The 17,393-nt window shown below is 60.9% G+C and carries 15 protein-coding genes; all 15 read right to left on the reverse strand.

Annotation, left to right across the window (positions count from 1 at the left end; translation table 11 throughout):
• Positions 1–19: 19 nt before the first annotated feature.
• On the reverse strand, positions 20–1,384 hold the full coding sequence (locus H6B51_RS04120) for a citrate/2-methylcitrate synthase (protein ID WP_204882474.1): 1,365 nt from the start codon (positions 1,382–1,384) through the stop codon (positions 20–22).
• Positions 1,385–1,575: 191 nt separating this feature from the next.
• Positions 1,576–2,499, reverse strand: a complete 924-nt coding sequence (locus tag H6B51_RS04125) for a magnesium transporter CorA family protein (RefSeq protein ID WP_243421129.1) — start codon at positions 2,497–2,499, stop codon at positions 1,576–1,578.
• A 352-nt stretch (positions 2,500–2,851) separates the two neighbouring features.
• Complete coding sequence (ftsZ, locus tag H6B51_RS04130; protein WP_204882475.1) at positions 2,852–3,973, reverse strand: cell division protein FtsZ; 1,122 nt, start codon at positions 3,971–3,973, stop codon at positions 2,852–2,854.
• Positions 3,974–4,033: 60 nt separating this feature from the next.
• Positions 4,034–4,420, reverse strand: a complete 387-nt coding sequence (locus H6B51_RS04135) for a small basic family protein (RefSeq protein WP_204882476.1) — start codon at positions 4,418–4,420, stop codon at positions 4,034–4,036.
• On the reverse strand, positions 4,420–5,166 hold the full coding sequence (locus tag H6B51_RS04140) for a DUF881 domain-containing protein (RefSeq protein WP_204882477.1): 747 nt from the start codon (positions 5,164–5,166) through the stop codon (positions 4,420–4,422). The genes H6B51_RS04135 and H6B51_RS04140 overlap by 1 nt, the downstream gene beginning before the upstream one ends.
• 22 nt (positions 5,167–5,188) lie before the next feature.
• The gene (locus tag H6B51_RS04145; protein WP_204882478.1) at positions 5,189–6,118 is read right to left on the reverse strand and encodes a cell division protein FtsQ/DivIB; all 930 of its coding nucleotides are present in this window, start codon (positions 6,116–6,118) and stop codon (positions 5,189–5,191) included.
• Positions 6,119–6,211: 93 nt separating this feature from the next.
• The gene (gene murA, locus H6B51_RS04150; RefSeq protein WP_204882479.1) at positions 6,212–7,459 is read right to left on the reverse strand and encodes a UDP-N-acetylglucosamine 1-carboxyvinyltransferase; all 1,248 of its coding nucleotides are present in this window, start codon (positions 7,457–7,459) and stop codon (positions 6,212–6,214) included.
• A gap of 70 nt (positions 7,460–7,529) precedes the next feature.
• Positions 7,530–8,663: an undecaprenyldiphospho-muramoylpentapeptide beta-N-acetylglucosaminyltransferase gene (gene murG / locus H6B51_RS04155; RefSeq protein ID WP_204882480.1), complete on the reverse strand. Its 1,134-nt coding sequence runs from the start codon at positions 8,661–8,663 to the stop codon at positions 7,530–7,532.
• Between the two features lie 88 nt (positions 8,664–8,751).
• A complete protein-coding gene (gene ftsW, locus H6B51_RS04160) occupies positions 8,752–9,966 on the reverse strand; it encodes a putative lipid II flippase FtsW (RefSeq protein WP_207753836.1) in 1,215 nt (404 codons plus the stop codon).
• Between the two features lie 29 nt (positions 9,967–9,995).
• Positions 9,996–10,976 carry a phospho-N-acetylmuramoyl-pentapeptide-transferase gene (mraY, locus tag H6B51_RS04165; protein ID WP_204882481.1) on the reverse strand — a complete coding sequence of 327 codons (981 nt, stop codon included), beginning with the start codon at positions 10,974–10,976 and terminating at the stop codon, positions 9,996–9,998.
• A gap of 116 nt (positions 10,977–11,092) precedes the next feature.
• Complete coding sequence (locus H6B51_RS04170) at positions 11,093–12,532, reverse strand: UDP-N-acetylmuramoyl-L-alanyl-D-glutamate--2,6-diaminopimelate ligase (protein ID WP_204882482.1); 1,440 nt, start codon at positions 12,530–12,532, stop codon at positions 11,093–11,095.
• A gap of 31 nt (positions 12,533–12,563) precedes the next feature.
• A complete protein-coding gene (locus H6B51_RS04175; RefSeq protein ID WP_204882483.1) occupies positions 12,564–14,996 on the reverse strand; it encodes a penicillin-binding transpeptidase domain-containing protein in 2,433 nt (810 codons plus the stop codon).
• Positions 14,997–15,130: 134 nt separating this feature from the next.
• Positions 15,131–15,685 carry a hypothetical protein gene (locus H6B51_RS04180; RefSeq protein WP_204882484.1) on the reverse strand — a complete coding sequence of 185 codons (555 nt, stop codon included), beginning with the start codon at positions 15,683–15,685 and terminating at the stop codon, positions 15,131–15,133.
• Between the two features lie 41 nt (positions 15,686–15,726).
• A complete protein-coding gene (gene rsmH / locus H6B51_RS04185) occupies positions 15,727–16,668 on the reverse strand; it encodes a 16S rRNA (cytosine(1402)-N(4))-methyltransferase RsmH (RefSeq protein WP_204882485.1) in 942 nt (313 codons plus the stop codon).
• Position 16,669: 1 nt separating this feature from the next.
• Complete coding sequence (gene mraZ, locus H6B51_RS04190; RefSeq protein WP_204882486.1) at positions 16,670–17,086, reverse strand: division/cell wall cluster transcriptional repressor MraZ; 417 nt, start codon at positions 17,084–17,086, stop codon at positions 16,670–16,672.
• Positions 17,087–17,393 lie beyond the last annotated feature (307 nt).

Below are 17,393 nucleotides of genomic sequence, written 5' to 3' on the forward strand. Positions count from 1 at the left end.
GGCTCTTTTTTCATGGGGTTCAGCGTTCCTCCATGGGCACATAGTCTGTGTGGGTACCCACGTACTTGTAGGCGGGGCGGATGATCTTGCTCATGTTGATGAGCTCCTCGATGCGGTGGGCGGACCAGCCAGCCACACGGGCCATGGCAAAGATGGGGGTGTACAGCTCCAGGGGCAGCTCCAGCATGTGATACACGAAGCCGGAGTAGAAGTCCACGTTGGCGGAGACCCCCTTGTACATCTTGCGCTCGCCGGAGATGACCTCGGGACCCAGCTTGGCTACCAGGGAGTACAGCTCGTACTCCTCGTCCCGGCCCTTCTCTCGGGAGAGCTTTTCCACAAAGGACTTGAACACGTTGGCACGGGGATCGGACAGGGAGTAGACGGCGTGGCCCATGCCGTAGATGAGCCCGGCCTTGTCGAAGGCCTCCTTGTTCAGTAGGGCCCGCAGGTAGTGCTTGATCTCGTCCTCGTCCTTCCAGTCGGTCACCGTCTTTTTCATGTCCTCAAACATCTGCACCACCTTGATGTTGGCGCCGCCGTGCTTGGGACCCTTCAGGGAGGCCAGAGCGGCCGCCATGCAGGAATAGGTATCGGTGCCGGAGGAAGTGACTACGTGGGTGGTAAAGGTGGAGTTATTGCCGCCGCCGTGCTCAGCGTGGAGAGTGAGACAGATGTCCAGCACATGGGCCTCCCAGAAGGAATAGGAGGAATCAGCTCGCAGCAGGGTAAGGATGTTCTCCGCCGCCGACAGCTCCGGCCGGGGGGCGTGGATGTACAGGCTGCTGCCGCTCTTATAGTTCCAGGCCTGGTAGCCGTAGACGCTGAGCATGGGGAACAGGGCGATGAGCTGGACACACTGGCGCATCACGTTGGGCAGGGAGATGTCGTCCGCCCGGTCGTCATAGGAGGCGAGATTGAGCACGCTGCGGGCCAGAGAGTTCATAATGTCATGGCTGGGGGCCTTCAGGATGACGTCTCGCACAAAATTATTGGGCAGGGAACGGTAGTAGGAGAGCTGCTTGGTGAAGCTGTCCAGTTCCTCCTTGGTGGGCAGCTTGCCCAGCAGCAGCAGATAGGCGGTCTCCTCGAAGCCAAAGCGGTTCTCCCGCAGGGCGCCCGCCACCAGCTCTTCCACGTCCACTCCACGGTAATATAGCTTGCCCTCGCAGGGGAGTTCTTCGCCGTCCACGACCTTTTTGGCCACGATGTCGGACACCTCGGTGAGCCCGGCCAGGACACCCTTGCCGTTCAGGTCACGCAAGCCCCGCTTCACATCGTATTTCACATAATCGTCCGGATCGATACGGCTGTTGTCCCGGGCGCACCCTGCCAGGGCCTGGATCTCAGAGGTGATATCACAATAGTTTGGATTGGTAGCCATGTAAAACCTCCATTCATTCTTCCCGTTTGGGGTCTGTCGATCCCCTGTCTGATAGCTTGATTGCTAACTATTATCCCATAGAAATGTTACCATAATGTGAAGGAGACCCGAAATTTTTTGCATGAAATTCCGGATATATCCGAATATTTTCCATAAAAGGCCCGCCGTATCCATACGGCAGGCCTTTATACTCAAAACAGGTCTTTCTTTTTCAGGATGATCCCCACCACCAGAATGACCACCACCGACAGGGCCAGAGGGAACCACCAGAAGTGATCCAGAGGCAGGTTGGCCACGTTCATGCCGTAGAAGCTGAAAAAGATGTTGGGGATGGTGAGCAGGATGGTGATGGAGGTGAGCACCTTCATGATCACGTTCAGGTTGTTGGAGATGACGCTGGCGAAGGCGTCCATCATACCGGAGATGATGGAGGAATAGATGTTGGCCATCTCGATGGCCTGGCGCACCTCGATGAGCACGTCCTCCAGCAGGTCGTGGTCCTCCTCATAAAGGGTAATGATGCGACCCCGGAGGATCTTCTCCAGGGTGACCTCATTGGCCTTCAGGGAGGTATTGAAGTAGACCAGGGACTTTTCCAGGTCCAGCAGTTGGATGAGCTCCTTGTTCCGCTGGGATTTGTAGAGCTGGCGCTCCATATAGTTGTAGATCTTATCGATCTGCTTCAGGTATTGCAGGAAGCGTTTGGCTACCTGGAGCAGCATATAGAGGATGAACTGGGTGCGCTTCTGAGTGTCAGCGTTGCGCACCAGCCCATCTTGAAAGTCCTTCAGGATGGAGGTTTCCTTCAGGCAAACGGTAATGATGTGCTTTTCCGTCACGATAATGCCCAGAGGAAGGGTGGAATACACCACCGCGTCGTCCTTTTCCACCGAGGGGGCGTCGATGATAATAAGGGTCTGTCCGTCCTCAGTGTCGATACGGGAGGTCTCCTCCTCGTCCAGGGCGGCCCGCAGGAAGGTGGGCTCCACCCCCAGAGTCACCGCTACCGTGTTCAGTTCGTCCTCGCTGGGGTAGGTCAAATTGACCCAGCAGCCGTCCTGGACAGACTCCAGACGGGTCATTTTACCGTTGATGGTCTTGTGGATCGAAAGCAAATTACTCACGCCTTTCCGGGCGCAGGGGCAAAATGAGCATAAAAATCCCCGCACACCTATTGTCTCTTGGAACCGCTCACCCTATTCAGGGGACGGCAACGGAGCACAGGCGTACGGGCGTCACGCAGACCAAGGGTCACAGGGACAACAGATACGCCGTGCCAGATTTGGAATACGCTCGACTCAGAGGGTCACCGCTCACGGCGCATATCACTCCCTTATTTCTTGAGTTTGGGCCATAGATCCCTTTCCAGGCCTGGCCGGGTTATATTATATGCCTTTTTCCGCCGGATTGCAACCCTGCAAAACGCAAAACCGGGAGCCGCCCATTGGGCGGCTCCCGGTAAATACGTCAGCGGTTGCGGTTGAAGATCTTGAAAATATCTTCAAAGGGATCGTCCTCGGCGGGAGCGATAGCATCCTGCTGAGGAGCAGCGGCGCTGGCCTGGGACTGCTGCTGGGCAGCCCCCTTCTTCTCGGCGGCAGCGGTAAAGGGCTTATTGGGCATAGATCCCTCAGCCTCCTCAAAGCCAGTGGAAATGACGGTGACCCGGATCTCGTCCTCCAGAGTATCGTCGAAGGCGGCGCCAAAGATGATAAGGGCATCGGGATGGGCGGCCTGCTGCACCAGGTTGGCGGCAGTTTCCACTTCCTCCAGGCCAATATCCACCGAGCCGGTGACGTTGACCAGCACACCCTTGGCCCCGTTGATGGAGGTCTCCAGCAGGGGACTGGAAATAGCCATCTTGGCAGCTTCCTCGGCCTTGTTCTTGCCACCGGCCCGGCCCACGCCCATGTGGGCCATGCCCGCGTTCTGCATGACGGCGGTAACATCGGCAAAGTCCAGGTTGATGAAGCCGGTATTCTTGATCAGGTCGGAGATAGACTGTACCGCCTGGCGGAGCACATCATCGGCGATCTCAAAGGCGTTCTGGAAGGTGATCTTCTGATCGGTGGCGTATTTCAGCCGCTCATTGGGAATGATGACCAAGCTATCCACTCGGGTGCGCAACTCCTCAATGCCCTTTTCGGCCTGCTGCATCCGGCGGCGGCCCTCAAAGTTAAAGGGCTTGGTGACCACGCCCACGGTGAGGATACCCATTTCCTTGGCAATGTCGGCCACGATGGGGGCCGCGCCGGTACCAGTACCGCCGCCCATGCCGGCGGTAATGAACACCATATCGGCGTCCTCCAGGGCCTTGGACACCGCGTTGCGGCTCTCCTCGGCAGACTTACGGCCCACCTCAGGATCGCTGCCTGCCCCCTGACCGCCGGTAAGCTTCTCACCGATCTGGATTTTAAAGGTAGCACTGGAAACGGAAAGGGCCTGCTTGTCCGTATTCACAGCAATAAAGTCCACGCCCTTGGTACCGGATTTCACCATCCGGTTGACCACGTTGTTACCACCGCCGCCAACACCGATCACCTTGATGGTGACTACGTTATCGGGGCCGGTGTCCAGTCCAAACGCCATAACTGCTCCTCCTATGTAAAACGATTTCGTGCAAAACACACAGATAAAGGGTAACTTTCATCACTTGTTGTCGGGCTCCCGACCAGATACTATATCTTGGTTTATTTTATCTCTCTTTTGCTTTAAGGTCAATAGCTCCCGGCGGATTTTAGCAAAGTTTTGAAAGATGCGGGTACCGAACACCACCACCGCCGCCAGATACAGGGGGATGCCCAGTTTCTCCCCCAGCCAGGTCAGCAGCACGGCCAGCAGGGCGTTGCCGATGGTGCCCGAGAGGAAGACGGACAGGCGGAACTCCTTCTGCACCCGGGCGCAGTAGCCGCCCAGGGCGGAGTCCAGGGCAGCCAGCAGGCCGGCCGCCGCGTAGAGGGAGTATTGGGCGGGGATGGTCCAGGGGACCAGCACGCCGATGAGCAGGCCGCACAGCAGGCCGATCAGCTCCAGCATCAGCCGTTCCCCTCCTCTCCGGTGACGGTGTGGGCGTACCGGTACTCCACGGTACCACTGTATTTGGGGATGAGCAGCAGGTCGTTCATGGTCACCTTCACGGTGATCCCCCACTGGCCCAGCACGTCCACCACCCCGTTGCGCATGGTGAGGGCGTTGTACAGGGTCTCCTTGTCGCCGATGGCGAAGATGACGTAGGGGGCGGCGTACCGCCGTCCGTTCACCGTCACCACCGCCCCGGTGCAGCGGATCTCGCTGTTGGCCAGCAGCCGCTCTCCGTTGAGGGAGATGGCCTCCGCTCCCGCTGAGCGCAGCTCGTTGACCACGGACAAAAGATCGCTGTCGTGGATGAGATAGTCGGCCTCATTGCCGGTGACGTTGCTCTGGGTGGAGTCCTCCAGGATGATGCACACCCCGGGTCCCTCCACATCGGTGCGGCCGGCGGTGATCTCCAGCTGCTCCAGCTCCTGGCGCAGGGCCTCGCTCCCCGCCTCGCCGGAGGCGGCCTGCTCCCGGTAGATGGACAGCTCGCTCTGGAGCTGCTTCACCTGGTCCTCCAGGGCCTCATTCTGCTCAGACTGCTCGTTGTATAACTCCTGCAAGGTCTCCAGGCGGCTGGCGCTGGCAGCATCCGCCGCTCCGGTGAGCTGTACCGTCCGCAGCTGGGCAGCCAGCAAATAGCCCACGATGATGCACACCACCACCACGGCCAGTTCCCCTTTGTTTCGTTTCCATTTGATCTTCATGCTCTGAATACGTCTCCTTGCCTCAGGCGGCGGGATCGCCGTTTCCGGCGTCTGTGTCCCCGGCGTTACCGGCCTCGCCGGCATCCTCTCCGGGATCAGTGCTTGCCTCCGGAGTCTGAACCGGAGTTTCCGCAGTCTGGTTCTCTTCTGCGCCCTCCCAGCCTGACGGCAGCCACCGCTCCGGCAGCAGATGGATCTCGGCGCTCTCATAATTCTGGTCCAGGGTGCCGGTACGGGGCAGGCCCCGCTGGTCCATGGTTTCCAGGGCCAGCTTCAACTCGTAGGTCTCCTGGGTAAAGTCCCCGTTCAGTGGGAACACCACCGTCAATTCCTCCCCATAGCCGAACCGGATCTCGTTGCCCGAGGTCAAATCGATAAAGGAGGTGAGACTTCCGGTCATCTCCCGGGCCTGGATGGCCGCCAGAAAGGACTGGAGCCGCTCCAGCTTGTCCTGCTGCTCGGGAGAAACCGTCAGAGAGTTGCCCACAGTGGGGTCCACCGGAGTCAGACCCAGCAGTTTGGGCTTGCCATCCACCAGGGACTGGTCCCCCATCTCCAGCAGCTTGCACTTGCTGTCCATCAGCCAACAGGTACCGCCGCTCTCCACCCAGAGGACGCCAGTGCTCTCCTTCACCTCAAAGATCAAGGTATCGGGCAGCTTTCGGCTGATGGATACCTCATCCACATAGGGCAGGCGTGTGAGGATCCGCCGGGCTATCTGGTATTTGTTTAGGGTGAAGAGATTGTCCCCCTCCTCCACCTGAGCCGCGGCGATGATCTCTTCCTGCGTATACCGGCTGTTGCCCGTCACCACCATGGTGTGGACCCGGAAAAAAATCACGCAGCCAGCCAGAATGGCGGCAAGAATCAGCACGATGGACAGCAGCATATAGAGGCCGCCAAAGCGCCCCCGGTTCCTCCGCCGTCCTCGTCTGTTCCGTCTTGCCGCCATTCTTCCGGTCTCCTGTCTGTGATTTACTCCATCCTCTCACAGAATGGTTCAAATTCCACTAAGAATTTCTTACATTTTCCTCAAGCTTTTGAGTCATACCCGGCGGATGCCGGCTCCCAGCGTCTGGAGGTCACGATCCAGGGCCTGGTAGCCCCGGTCCATGTGGTGCAGGCCGGTGATGGTGGTGCGTCCCCTGGCGCCCAGAGCGGCCACCACCAGGGCGGCCCCGCCCCGCAGATCGGAAGCGGCCACTGCTGCCCCATGGAGCCGGTTCACACCGTATACCACGGCCACCCGGCCCTCCACCCGGATATCCGCCCCCATGCGGATGAGCTCATCCACATGGCGGTACCGGCTGTCAAACATATTTTCCACAAAAACCGTGCAGCCGGTCCCCCCCGCCAGGGCCGCCATCACCGGAGCCTGGGCGTCGGTGGGAAAGCCGGGGTAGGGAGCGGTGCGGATGGGACGCACTCCCTTCAGAGGTCCCTGCGCCTTGAGGAAGATCCGGTCTCTGCCGCTGGTCACCTGACAGCCGGCCTCCGTCAACACCGCCGTCACGGTGGACAGGGTGCGCCAGTCCACGCCAGTGACCTCCACACTTCCGCCCGCCGCCGCCGCGGCACTGAGGTAAGTGGCAGCCACAATCCGGTCCCCCATAACGGTGTAAGCGCCGCCGTGGAGGGGCCTGCCCCCTTCTACCGTCACTACTGAGCTGCCCGCCCCCCGGACGCTGGCCCCCAGGGTCTGCAAAAAGCCCTGGAGATCCACGATCTCCGGTTCCCGGGCAGCGTTTGTGATGGTGGTGGTGCCCTGGGCACACACCGCCGCCAGCATGGCGTTTTCAGTCGCCCCCACGCTGGGCAGGGAAAGAACAATATCCGCCCCACGGAGGGACCCGGAGCAAAACAGGCCACCGTCCGCCTCCTCCACCGTGCCTCCCAGGGTCCGAATGGCTGCCAGGTGAAGGTCGATGGGTCTGGGGCCCAGCTCGCACCCTCCGGGAGCGCACAGTCTGGCCTGACCCATCCGGCCCAGAATAGCCCCCAGAAAGATAACGGAAGAGCGCATCTCCCGCATCAGGCTATCGGGTACTTCCCAGCCGGTTGGGGCGGTAGCGTCCACCACCACCGCCTCCCCTTGGCGCTCCGCCTTACAGCCCAGCCGCCGCAGGATGGCCAGGGAGGCCTCCACATCGGTAAGGCGGGGGCAGTTTTGGATGACGCAGGTACCAGGGGCCAGCAGGCAAGCTGCCAGAATGGGCAAAACGCTGTTTTTGGCTCCGTGGACCGCCACCGAGCCATCCAGAGGCCGTCCGCCGTCAATCAGATATGTACTCATGGTTCCATCCTCCGCAGTCAGGATCGTGGTACTCAGGTGCCCTATCCTATGCAGAGGATGAAAATGGGGTTCATTTTTGCTTTTTTTCCAACAGGGCGACCAGGGTCTGATAGATCCGCTCCGCCGCGTCAGGGGAGCCCATCTGCCGGAGGGCCCGGCTCATGTTCTCCCGCCGGGCAGGGTCGGCCAGCAGTTCCTTTACCAGAGCGTACAGCGTTTCTCCGGAGGATTGGCTCTCGGGCAACAGCACCGCTCCGCCGGCGTTTGCCAGCACCGAGGCATTCTTGGTCTGGTGGTCTGCCACCACGTTGGGGGAGGGCACCAGCACCGCCGGCCGGGCGATGGCGGTCACCTCCGCGATGGTGGAGGCCCCCGCCCGGCAGAGCACCAGGTCGGCCGCCGCCATCACCAGGGGCATGTCATAGATGTACTGCCGCACGTCCACCTGGGGGTGGGCCTTCAGATCCACTCCCACCTTCTCCAGGATATCCAGGACCTCCCGGTAGTTGCGCCCCGCTCCATGGATGTGGCGGAAGGGATTGCCCTCCCCGCACTCCAGGGTAATGCACCGGGTGATCTGCTGGTTCATGACGCTGGCCCCCAGGCTGCCCCACACCGACACCACCAAGGGCTTGTCGTCAGTAAGTCCCAGCTTGGCCCGGGCCTCCTTCCGGGTATAGCGAAAGAAGTCCTCCCGCACCGGGGTGCCCGTGACCACCACCTTGGAAGGGTCGTCATAGTGGTTCCGGCTCTCCTCAAAGCCTACCATCACCACGTCCACCACCTTGGACAGGGTCTTGGTGGTGAGGCCGGGAACGGCGTTGGACTCGTGGACAGCGGTGGGGATCCCCCGAGCCGCCGCCGCGTGGACCACCGGGTAGGAGGCGTAGCCGCCGGTACCCACCACCAAATCGGGCCGGAACCGGTCCAGAATGGCATCGGCCTGCCTCCTGGACTTGTTCATGTTCAGCAGAGTCTTGATGTTGTGGCCCACCGCCGCCGGGGTGAGGGACCGGCGGAAGCTGGTGATGGTCACCGTTTCAATGGGGTAGCCCTCCTTGGGCACCAGCTTGGTCTCCATCCCCCGGTCGGCCCCCACAAAGAGCACCTCACAGCCCGGATTACGGGTCTGGAACATCTGGGCCAAAGCCACGGCTGGGTTGACATGGCCCGCCGTGCCGCCGCAGGTAAAGAGGATCTTCATTGTGTTACTCCTCCTCGCATTGTAGGGGCGGTCTGTGACCGCCCGCGGGCGACCGCAGGTCGCCCCTACCCTCTGATCGGGTTCCGGGTCACTCTTGTTTGGGTGCCGGAATCTGTCTTGAGACAGAAAGCACCATCCCCATCTCCGCCAACTGGATCATCAATGCCGTACCGCCGTAGCTGAAGAAGGGCAGGGAGATACCGGTGGAGGGGATCAGGTTGGTGACCACGGCGATGTTCAGGAACACCTGCACCGCCGTCAGAGTGGTGATTCCCACCACCAACAGAGCGCCAAACCGGTCCCGGGCGTGGACGGCAATCCAGTAGCCCCGAAGCACCAGCAGAATAAACAGCACAATGACAATGGCCGCCCCCAGAAAACCCAGCTCCTCGCAGACAATGGCAAAGATATAGTCGTTTTCCGACTCGGGCAGGTACAGGAATTTTTGGCGGCTCTTGCCCAGGCCCACCCCCAGCAGGCCACCGGAGCCGATGGCGTACAGGGACTGAATGAGCTGGAAGCCCTTGCCCAGGCCGTTCTCCCCGTCGTTCCAGGGGTCCTTCCAGATGGTCAGGCGGGTGGCCATGTAGCTGGTCTGGGTCATGATGAAGAACAGACCGGCAGCCGCTGCCGCGCCGCCGCCGAAGAACCAGTAAAGGCGGATGCCGGCGGCAAAAAGTACCGAGGCCCCGCCCACCAGTACCAGGATGGTGCCCGACATGTGGGGCTCCATCAGCATGAGTACCGCTACCAGACCAAGGATTATGAAGTAGGGGATGGGCTCCAGCACGCCTTTTTCATCCAACCAGGCGTGGAGCCCGCTGAGGGGATGGCGGGAGGGGAGCCGTCGGTGCTTTTCGGTGTTCCGCTTGGACAGCCGGGCGGCAAAGTACATGATGACACCCACCTTGGCGATCTCCGATGGCTGGAAGCCGCCGATGAACGGCAGGCTGATCCACCGCTGGGCACCCACGGTGCTCCGGCCATAGCCGAAGGGGAGCACCAGCACCAGCAAAATAATGGAGATCCCCAGCACAAAGACCGACAGCCCCCGGAAGGTCTGGTAGTTGATCCTGGCGATCACAAACATGGCCGCCAGGCCGATGGCGCCGAAGGTAGCCTGCTTGACGAAGTAGTTGGTGGGGCTCAGCCCCTCGTTCATGGCGGTGGGATAGGAGGAGGAAAACACCATGATGACGCCGATGACAGTGAGGATAATCACCAGCATCAGATAGGGGATGTCGATAGGGCCCCGGGCCAGCTGCTGCATCACTGTCAGGTCCCGTCTGCGCTGCTTTACCATGGTCTTGCCACCTCCTCAACAGGGCGGGATCAGCGGTACATGACCCCCCAGAATGACAGCACGCACATCACCAGGGTGATCCCGGTGAATACCGTGAACAGCTTGACCTCACTCCAGCCCCCCATCTCCAGGTGGTGGTGGAGAGGAGCCATGCGGAAGATCCGCTTGCCGTGGGTCAGCTTGAAGTATCCAACCTGTATAATATCCGACAGAGTCTCCGCAATGTAGATGATCCCCACAGGGATGAGCACCAGGGGAACATCCAGGGCGAAGGCCAGGCCGCACACCGCGCCCCCCAGGAAGAGGGAACCGGTGTCCCCCATGAATACCTTGGCGGGGTGGAAGTTATAGATCAAGAAGCCCGCCAGGCCCCCCAACAGGGCGCCGGAGAAAATTCCCAGCTCGGTGTGGCCCCACCACCAGGCCACCGCGGTGAAGAAGAGAGCCACCGGCATGGTGACCCCGGCAGCCAGACCGTCGATGCCGTCGGTAATATTCACCGCGTTGACGCAGCCCACCATAACGAAGGCGGCGAACACCATGTACACCGGCCAGGACACCGACAGCGTCACATTGGCGAAGGGGATATACAGGTCGGGAGTGAGATAGCCGAAATTGCGCATGAGCACGGTGAACAGCACCGCCGCCGCTAGCTGGAGCAAAAACTTCTGGGGCGCGGTCAGGCCTGTATTCTCGTGCTTTTTTACCTTAAAATAGTCGTCAATATAGCCAATGATGCCAAATACCAGGGCGAACAGGAACACAAAGCTGCCGCCAAATTTCCCTTCGGCAAAGTCCTGCCAGCCCAGGGCCGCCACCGCTACGGCGATGCCGATGATAAACATGAGCCCGCCCATAGTGGGGGTGCCCTGCTTGGACATGTGCCAGGTGGGGCCGATCTCCTTGATGGACTGGCCGGCCTTCATCCGCCGCAGCATGGGGATGAGCACCCGTCCCGCCAGGGCGGACACCGCGAATCCCACCAAAACGCTGATGACGATCCTCAACATCTCTTTTGAACCTCCAAAGCCTCTCTCAGCTCGATTTCAGCCCATGATGGGCCAGTGTGGTATTTTACCACAGAATCACTGGGGATTCCACTCCAAAAAGCAACAAAATTGTGTGGTCATCTCAGAAAAAAAGCGGCGATCTCTTCCCGCTCATCCAGGTGGAGTGTCTCTCCCGCCACCTCCTGGTAGGTCTCGTGGCCTTTTCCCGCCAACACCACCGTGTCTCCCGACCGGGCCAGAGACAGAGCCAGCGGGATGGCCTTTCGCCGGTCTGGTTCTACATGGCGCTCCGCCCCCGTGCTCGCCATCCCCGCCAGGATATCCCCAATGATGGTCTCCGGATCCTCGGTGCGGGGATTGTCGGAGGTGACTACCGCCACGTCGGCCAATTGACCGGCAATGGCCCCCATTTTGGGCCGCTTGGACCGGTCCCGGTCTCCCCCGCAGCCAAACAAGCAGATCACCCGGCCGGAGGTGAAGTCCCGGACGGTGGTGAGGATATTCTCCAGGGCGTCTGGGGTATGGGCGTAGTCGATGAGTACGGTATAATCTGCCGGGACGGGCACCACCTCAATGCGGCCCTTGACACCCTTTGCTTTGGCCAGAGCAGCTGCCATCTCCCCCAGGGGGAGACCCAGGGCCAGGCCGCAGGCCAGCACCCCCAGAGCGTTGTAGATGGAAAAGCCCCCGGGGATGGGCAGGCGCACCCGGGAAATGGCATCCATGGTCACCGCCTCGAACTCCACCCGGTCGGGAAAGAGCCGCAGATTTTTGGCGGTGAGATCGGCCTGGTCCCGCCGTTCGGAATAGGTCACCGCCGGACAGGTCACGGTACCGGCGTAGTACCGCCCCGCCTCGTCGTCCAGATTGAGGACAGCGCGGCCGCACTGGCGGAAGAGCAGCCCCTTGGCCGCCCGGTAATCCTCCATGGTCTTGTGGAAGTCCAGGTGATCCTGGGTCAGGTTGGTGAAGATGCCGGCGGCGAACCGGATGCCATCCAGCCGGTGGAGCACCAGGGCATGGGAGGAGGCCTCCATCACCACATGGGTGCAGCCGGCATCCGACATGTCCCGCAGCAGCTTCTGCACCTCCCAGGACTCCGGGGTGGTGCGGTGGGCGGGCAGGATCTTCTCCCCGATCATGTTCTGATTGGTGCCGATAAGGCCCACCTTGGCCCCCAGCACCCCCTCCAGCATGGCTTTCAGCAGGTAGGTAGTGGTGGTCTTGCCGTTGGTGCCGGTGACCGCCAGCACCGTCAGCGCCCGGGCCGGGTGGCCAAACCAGTTGGCGGACACCGCCGCCAGAGCAGCTCTCGGGTCCGGGGTCACCAGCCAGGGGCCCTCTTCCGCCGGGGGGCGGCGACAGAGCACTGCCGCCGCCCCCCGGTCCAGAGCCTCCTGGATGAAGCGATGTCCGTCGGTCTTATACCCCGGCAGGGCCACGAAGAGGCAGCCGGGGGTCATGTCTCGGGTGTCATAGCAGATCCCGGTCAGTTCTACATCCTGTATCTGCCGGTCGGTCAGTTCCACGCCGGCCAATACCTCATCCAGTTTCATGCTCACACCCCACTTTCCAATGCTTCAGAGCTTACAGGCCTTCCCCGCTGGCAGTGGCGTCGTTGAAGCGCACCTCGATGGTACTGCCCCGGTCCACCAGGGTACCCGCCGTCACGGACTGCTCATAGGACACCACATTGTCCCCGTACTGGGAGGCTCCACTGACCCGCAGATACAGGTCCACCTCCGCCAGCTTGGCCTGGGCCTGCTCGGCGGTGAGGCCGATCACATTGGGCACCTGCACCTGATCGGTGGGCACATCCACCCCCAGGTAGACCACCACCTGGCTGCCGCCCGGGATGGAGGCCCCGTTGGCGGGGATCTGACCGGTGATGGTGTCCCCCTCGCCCACGGTGCGCAGGGTCAGGTTGTTCTGCTTGAGGGCCTCGGTGGCCTGCTCCACCGTCATGCCGGTGACGTCTGGCACCAGCACGTCGTCGGTGGCGGAATAGGACTTCTCCACCCCCAGATAGTCCAGAATATCTTCCAGCAGCTCGCCCGCCTTCAGGCCGGCCATGCTGCCGCCGCCGATGTACCAGCCGCCGGAGGTGACGTTGGCCCCGGGAGAGACGGGTTTTGGATTGTCGTAGGCCAGCAGAACCACCACCTGGGGATCGTCCGCGGGGGCGAAGCCCAGGAAGGACACGATGGTGCGGCCGGTCTCGGTGGTCTCGGAGGAGCCGGTCTTGCCGCCGATGCGGTAGCCCTCTACGGCGGCGTTCTTGCCGGTGCCCCCGTCCACTACCTTTTCCAGAATGGCCCGGCACCGGGCGCTGGTCTCCTCGCTGACCACCTGGCGCACCTCGGTGGGCTCAGTGTGCTGGAGCACGTTGCCGTCGGAGTCGGAGATCTGGCTCACCACATAGGGCTGCATCAGGTGGCCGCCGTTGATGACAGCGGAGGCGGCGGTGATGAGCTGGAGGGGGGTCACATTGAACCGCTGGCCGAAGGAGGCCACCGCCAGGTCCACGTTGGTAAAGGACTCACGACTCCAGATGATCTGGCCGCCGGAGGCCGACTCACCCTGGACGTCAATGTTGGTGGGACCCAGGAAGCCAAAGTCCTCCAGATAGTCGTAGAACTTCTCCGCCCCCAGCCGCTGGCCGATCTCGATGAAGGCCGGGTTACAGGAGTTGGCCACCGCCGTGGCCAGGTCCTGATCCTTGTGGCCGGACCGGTTGGAGCATTTGATGGGGCTGCCGTAGCCCTCCACCATCACGCTGCCCGAGCAGTAAAAGTGGTCGCTCTCGGTTACCACGCCCTCCTCCAGGGCGGCGGCCAGCACCATGGACTTGAAGGTGGAGCCCGGCTCGTAGGTGTCGTTGATGGCCTTGTTGCGCCACTGGCTCAGCTGGGCGTTCCCCACCGCCGCGTCCACCGCCTTGTCGTAGGCCTCCTCCTGGGTGCAGCCCTCGGCCAGGGCCTTCTGGTAGGCCTCCTCCTCGGTGTAGGCCCCACTCTTCACGTCCTCGATGTACTGGAGAAGCACTGGGTCGCTGATCTCCCAGGGGTCATTCAGGTCATAGGTGGGGGAGTTGGCCCAGGCCAGGATGGCCCCGGTGTTGGGGTCCATCACCAGGCAGAAGGCCCCGTTCTGGACCTCGAACTGCTCCACCCCCTCCTGAACCACGCTCTCGCAGAAAGACTGGATGGTGGCGTCCAGGGTGAGGGTCAGGTCGTTGCCGTCCATGGCGTCGTAGTAGTCCTCAAAGCGGTAAAGCAGCTCAGTGCCGTTGCCGTCCTTGGCGGTGACGATCCGCCCGGTCTGGCCGGACAGCTCATCCTCGAACTGGGCCTCCAGGCCGTAGGCCCCCACGTTATCCATGTTGGGGTTGACCCAGCCGATGACCTGGGCAGCCAGGCTGTTCTTGGGATAGTACCGCTTGCTGGTGGGCATGAGATAGATACCGTGAGACAGGTGGTTCTCAGTGATGAACTCCTGCACCGCGTCCGACTCCTCGGTATCCACCCGCCATTTGATCATCTCATACTGGGAGTCCTTCTCCAGCCGGCGAAGGATATCCGCCTCGTCCAGGTCCAGGATGGCCGCCAGATTGGAGGCAATGAACTCATTGGTAGGTTCTGGGTAATCGGGGAGCGAGCCGCCGCTCTCCTGAGCCTTCTCCACCTTTTCCCGATAGGTCTCCTGGGTCTCCCGGAGGTCGTTTGGAGAGAGCTGGATGTTGTACACCGTGGCGCTCATGGCCAGCACGGTGCCGTTGCTGTCATAGATTGTGCCCCGGTTGGCAGTGACGGTGCTGTCCCTGGTCTGCTGCTTTACCGCCAGCTCCTGATAATAGTCATGGTCGGTGATCTGGAGCTGCCACAGCTTTACAAACAAGGGCAGGAAGGCCAGGCAACCGAACACCCCCATCAAAATCAGGCTGCGGATAAAAATCACTCGGTTTGCCTTGCGGTCGGGCTTTTGCCGGATGATCCGGCGTCCTCTATTTCTCTGTGCCATAAACGGCTCACCTCGCTCGGGTAAATATCGCAGAAGGGCGTAAGAAAATTTCTTTTCTTACGCCCTCTCTTGTATCTCTTGTCTCTCAGATATCTTTGCGCGCTTTCCGGTGTCAATGGATTATATGGCGGTGGTCAGCTAAAATATTCCACCACCTGAGTAAAAATGGACTGGAGTCCCGTCAGGGCGCCCGCCAAGCCAGTGGCTGGGGTCTCCCCGTCAAAATAAGTCACGCTGTCGGGCTCGGACAGATCCACATAGATGATTTGTCCATTCTGAGGCTTAACCATGGCGCCGTTAGCGGTCAGGCTCTCCTCAATGGCGTCCAGGTCGTAAGCCAACTCATATTGGGCCCGCAATTTAGCCTCCTCGGTCTGTAAAGTGGTCAGGTCGGAGCGCAGGGACACCACCTGGTTTGAGATCACAGACAGTTCCACATAGCTAAACAGCAACAGCACCGCAAACACCGCCACCGCGGCAAAACCCACGATGGCAAAGGGGGATACCATGCCGGCCTCCCGCACCCGGATCTTTGGCCGGGCAACGGTGCGCTCCCTGGGTCGGACCAGCGGGCGGGGCTGGAGGATTTCCTGCTCCTGTTCCAGCTGACGGACTGCCGAGCCGTCGTACAGGTCATAGGGGATGGTGTCATACTTGGAATATCTTCTGCGCTTAGCGGCAGTCGCCATGCCTGCTCCACTCCATTCTCATTCGTAAACTCAGCCTTGTTTCACAGCTTCTCTGCTACCCGCAGCTTGGCGCTGCGGGCCCTGGGGTTTTCCTCCAGCTCTTTTGCCCCCGAAACAATAGGCTTTCTGGTAATCAGCTTGATCTGAGGCGACTTCCCGCACACACACACAGGGAAGTCAGGCGGGCAGGTGCAGCCCTTGGCAAATTCAGCCATACCGTTTTTCACAATGCGGTCCTCCAGGGAGTGGAAGGAGATGACCGCCAGCCGGCCTCCCCGGTTCAGCCGGGGCACCGCCGCCCGTATCATCCTGTCCACCGCCCCAAGCTCATCGTTCACCGCGATGCGGATGGCCTGAAAGGATCGCTTAGCCGGATGCTGCTTTTCCCGCAGGGCAGCCGCCGGCATGGCGCTTTTGATGATCTCCACCAGCTCCAGGGTGGTCTCAATGGGTTTTCGCTCTCTTGCCCGGGCAATGGCCCCGGCAATGGCGGAGGAATACCGCTCCTCCCCGTACTGCCACAGGATGCGCCGCAGTTCCTCCTGAGGCCACTGGTTCACCACTGTGCGGGCGGTGAGGCTGTCCGACTTGTCCATCCGCATGTCCAGGGGGGCGTCCGCCATGTAGGAAAACCCTCGGGCGGCGTCGTCCAGCTGGGGAGAGGATACCCCCAAATCAAAGAGCATACCGTCCACTCCGTCCAGCTCCAGGCCGTCCAGAATGGCGTCCAGCTCACAGAAATTGCTGTGGACCAGAGACACCTTGTCCAGCCAGGGGGCCAACCGCTCCCGGGCGGCGTCCAGGGCGGCCTGATCCCGATCCACACAGATGAGCCGCCCGGTGGTCAGGGACTTGGCAATCTCCCGACTGTGGCCTGCCCGGCCCAGGGTACCGTCCAGATAGATTCCCTCCGGGCGGAGGTTCAGGGCCTGGATACATTCCGCCAGCAGTACCGGCTTATGGGAAAACACCTGTTCACTCATATCAGAACCCCAGGGCCGCCATACAGGCGGACATTTTCTCCGGCGTCATTTCCTCTTCCTCCTGGGCCTGCCAGGCATCGGCGCTCCAGATCTCGGCCCGGTCGTTCACACCGATGATAACTACGTCCTTGTCCAGACCCGCGTATTTCCGCAGCTTCTGGGGGACCACGATGCGACCCTGGCTGTCCAGTTCGCACTTGGCGGCGTTGGCAAAGAGGGGGCGCATGGCCTTGGACTGGCTCATGGGGAGGGAGGAGAACTTTTCTGTAAACCTATCCCAGGTGGACTGGGGATAGATGGCCAGGCAGGCATCCACGCCCATGGCCAGATAAAAGGTAACCCCCAGCTCCTCCCGGAGCTTGGCGGGAATGAACAGACGTCCCTTGGCATCGATGCTGTGCTCATAGGTGCCGGTCACGCCCTTCACTCCCCTCCACTTTGGTGGATTTTAGCGGGTAAACGCTCCATTTCGCTCCACCGTCTTCTTCAGTATAAATGCTCCGTTACAGAATTGCAATAGTTTTTTACTCTTTTTTAACTACAAAAGCCCCCTTTTTCCCCGGGAAACCTGTGAATTTCGGCAGCAAAACATACGTTCGAGTCTTTTCGGTTACAAATCTGGAACAAAAAGCACCATACCTTGTGGTACGGCATAAAAAAAGTCACAATTTTATGGTATTATGTAAATGAGGCTACCCATAAAAAAACCGCCCCGCCGTAACGGC

The sequence above is a fragment of the Pseudoflavonifractor phocaeensis genome (assembly GCF_016901955.1).
In the GTDB taxonomy this organism is placed as follows: Bacteria; Bacillota; Clostridia; order Oscillospirales; family Oscillospiraceae; genus Flavonifractor; species Flavonifractor phocaeensis_A.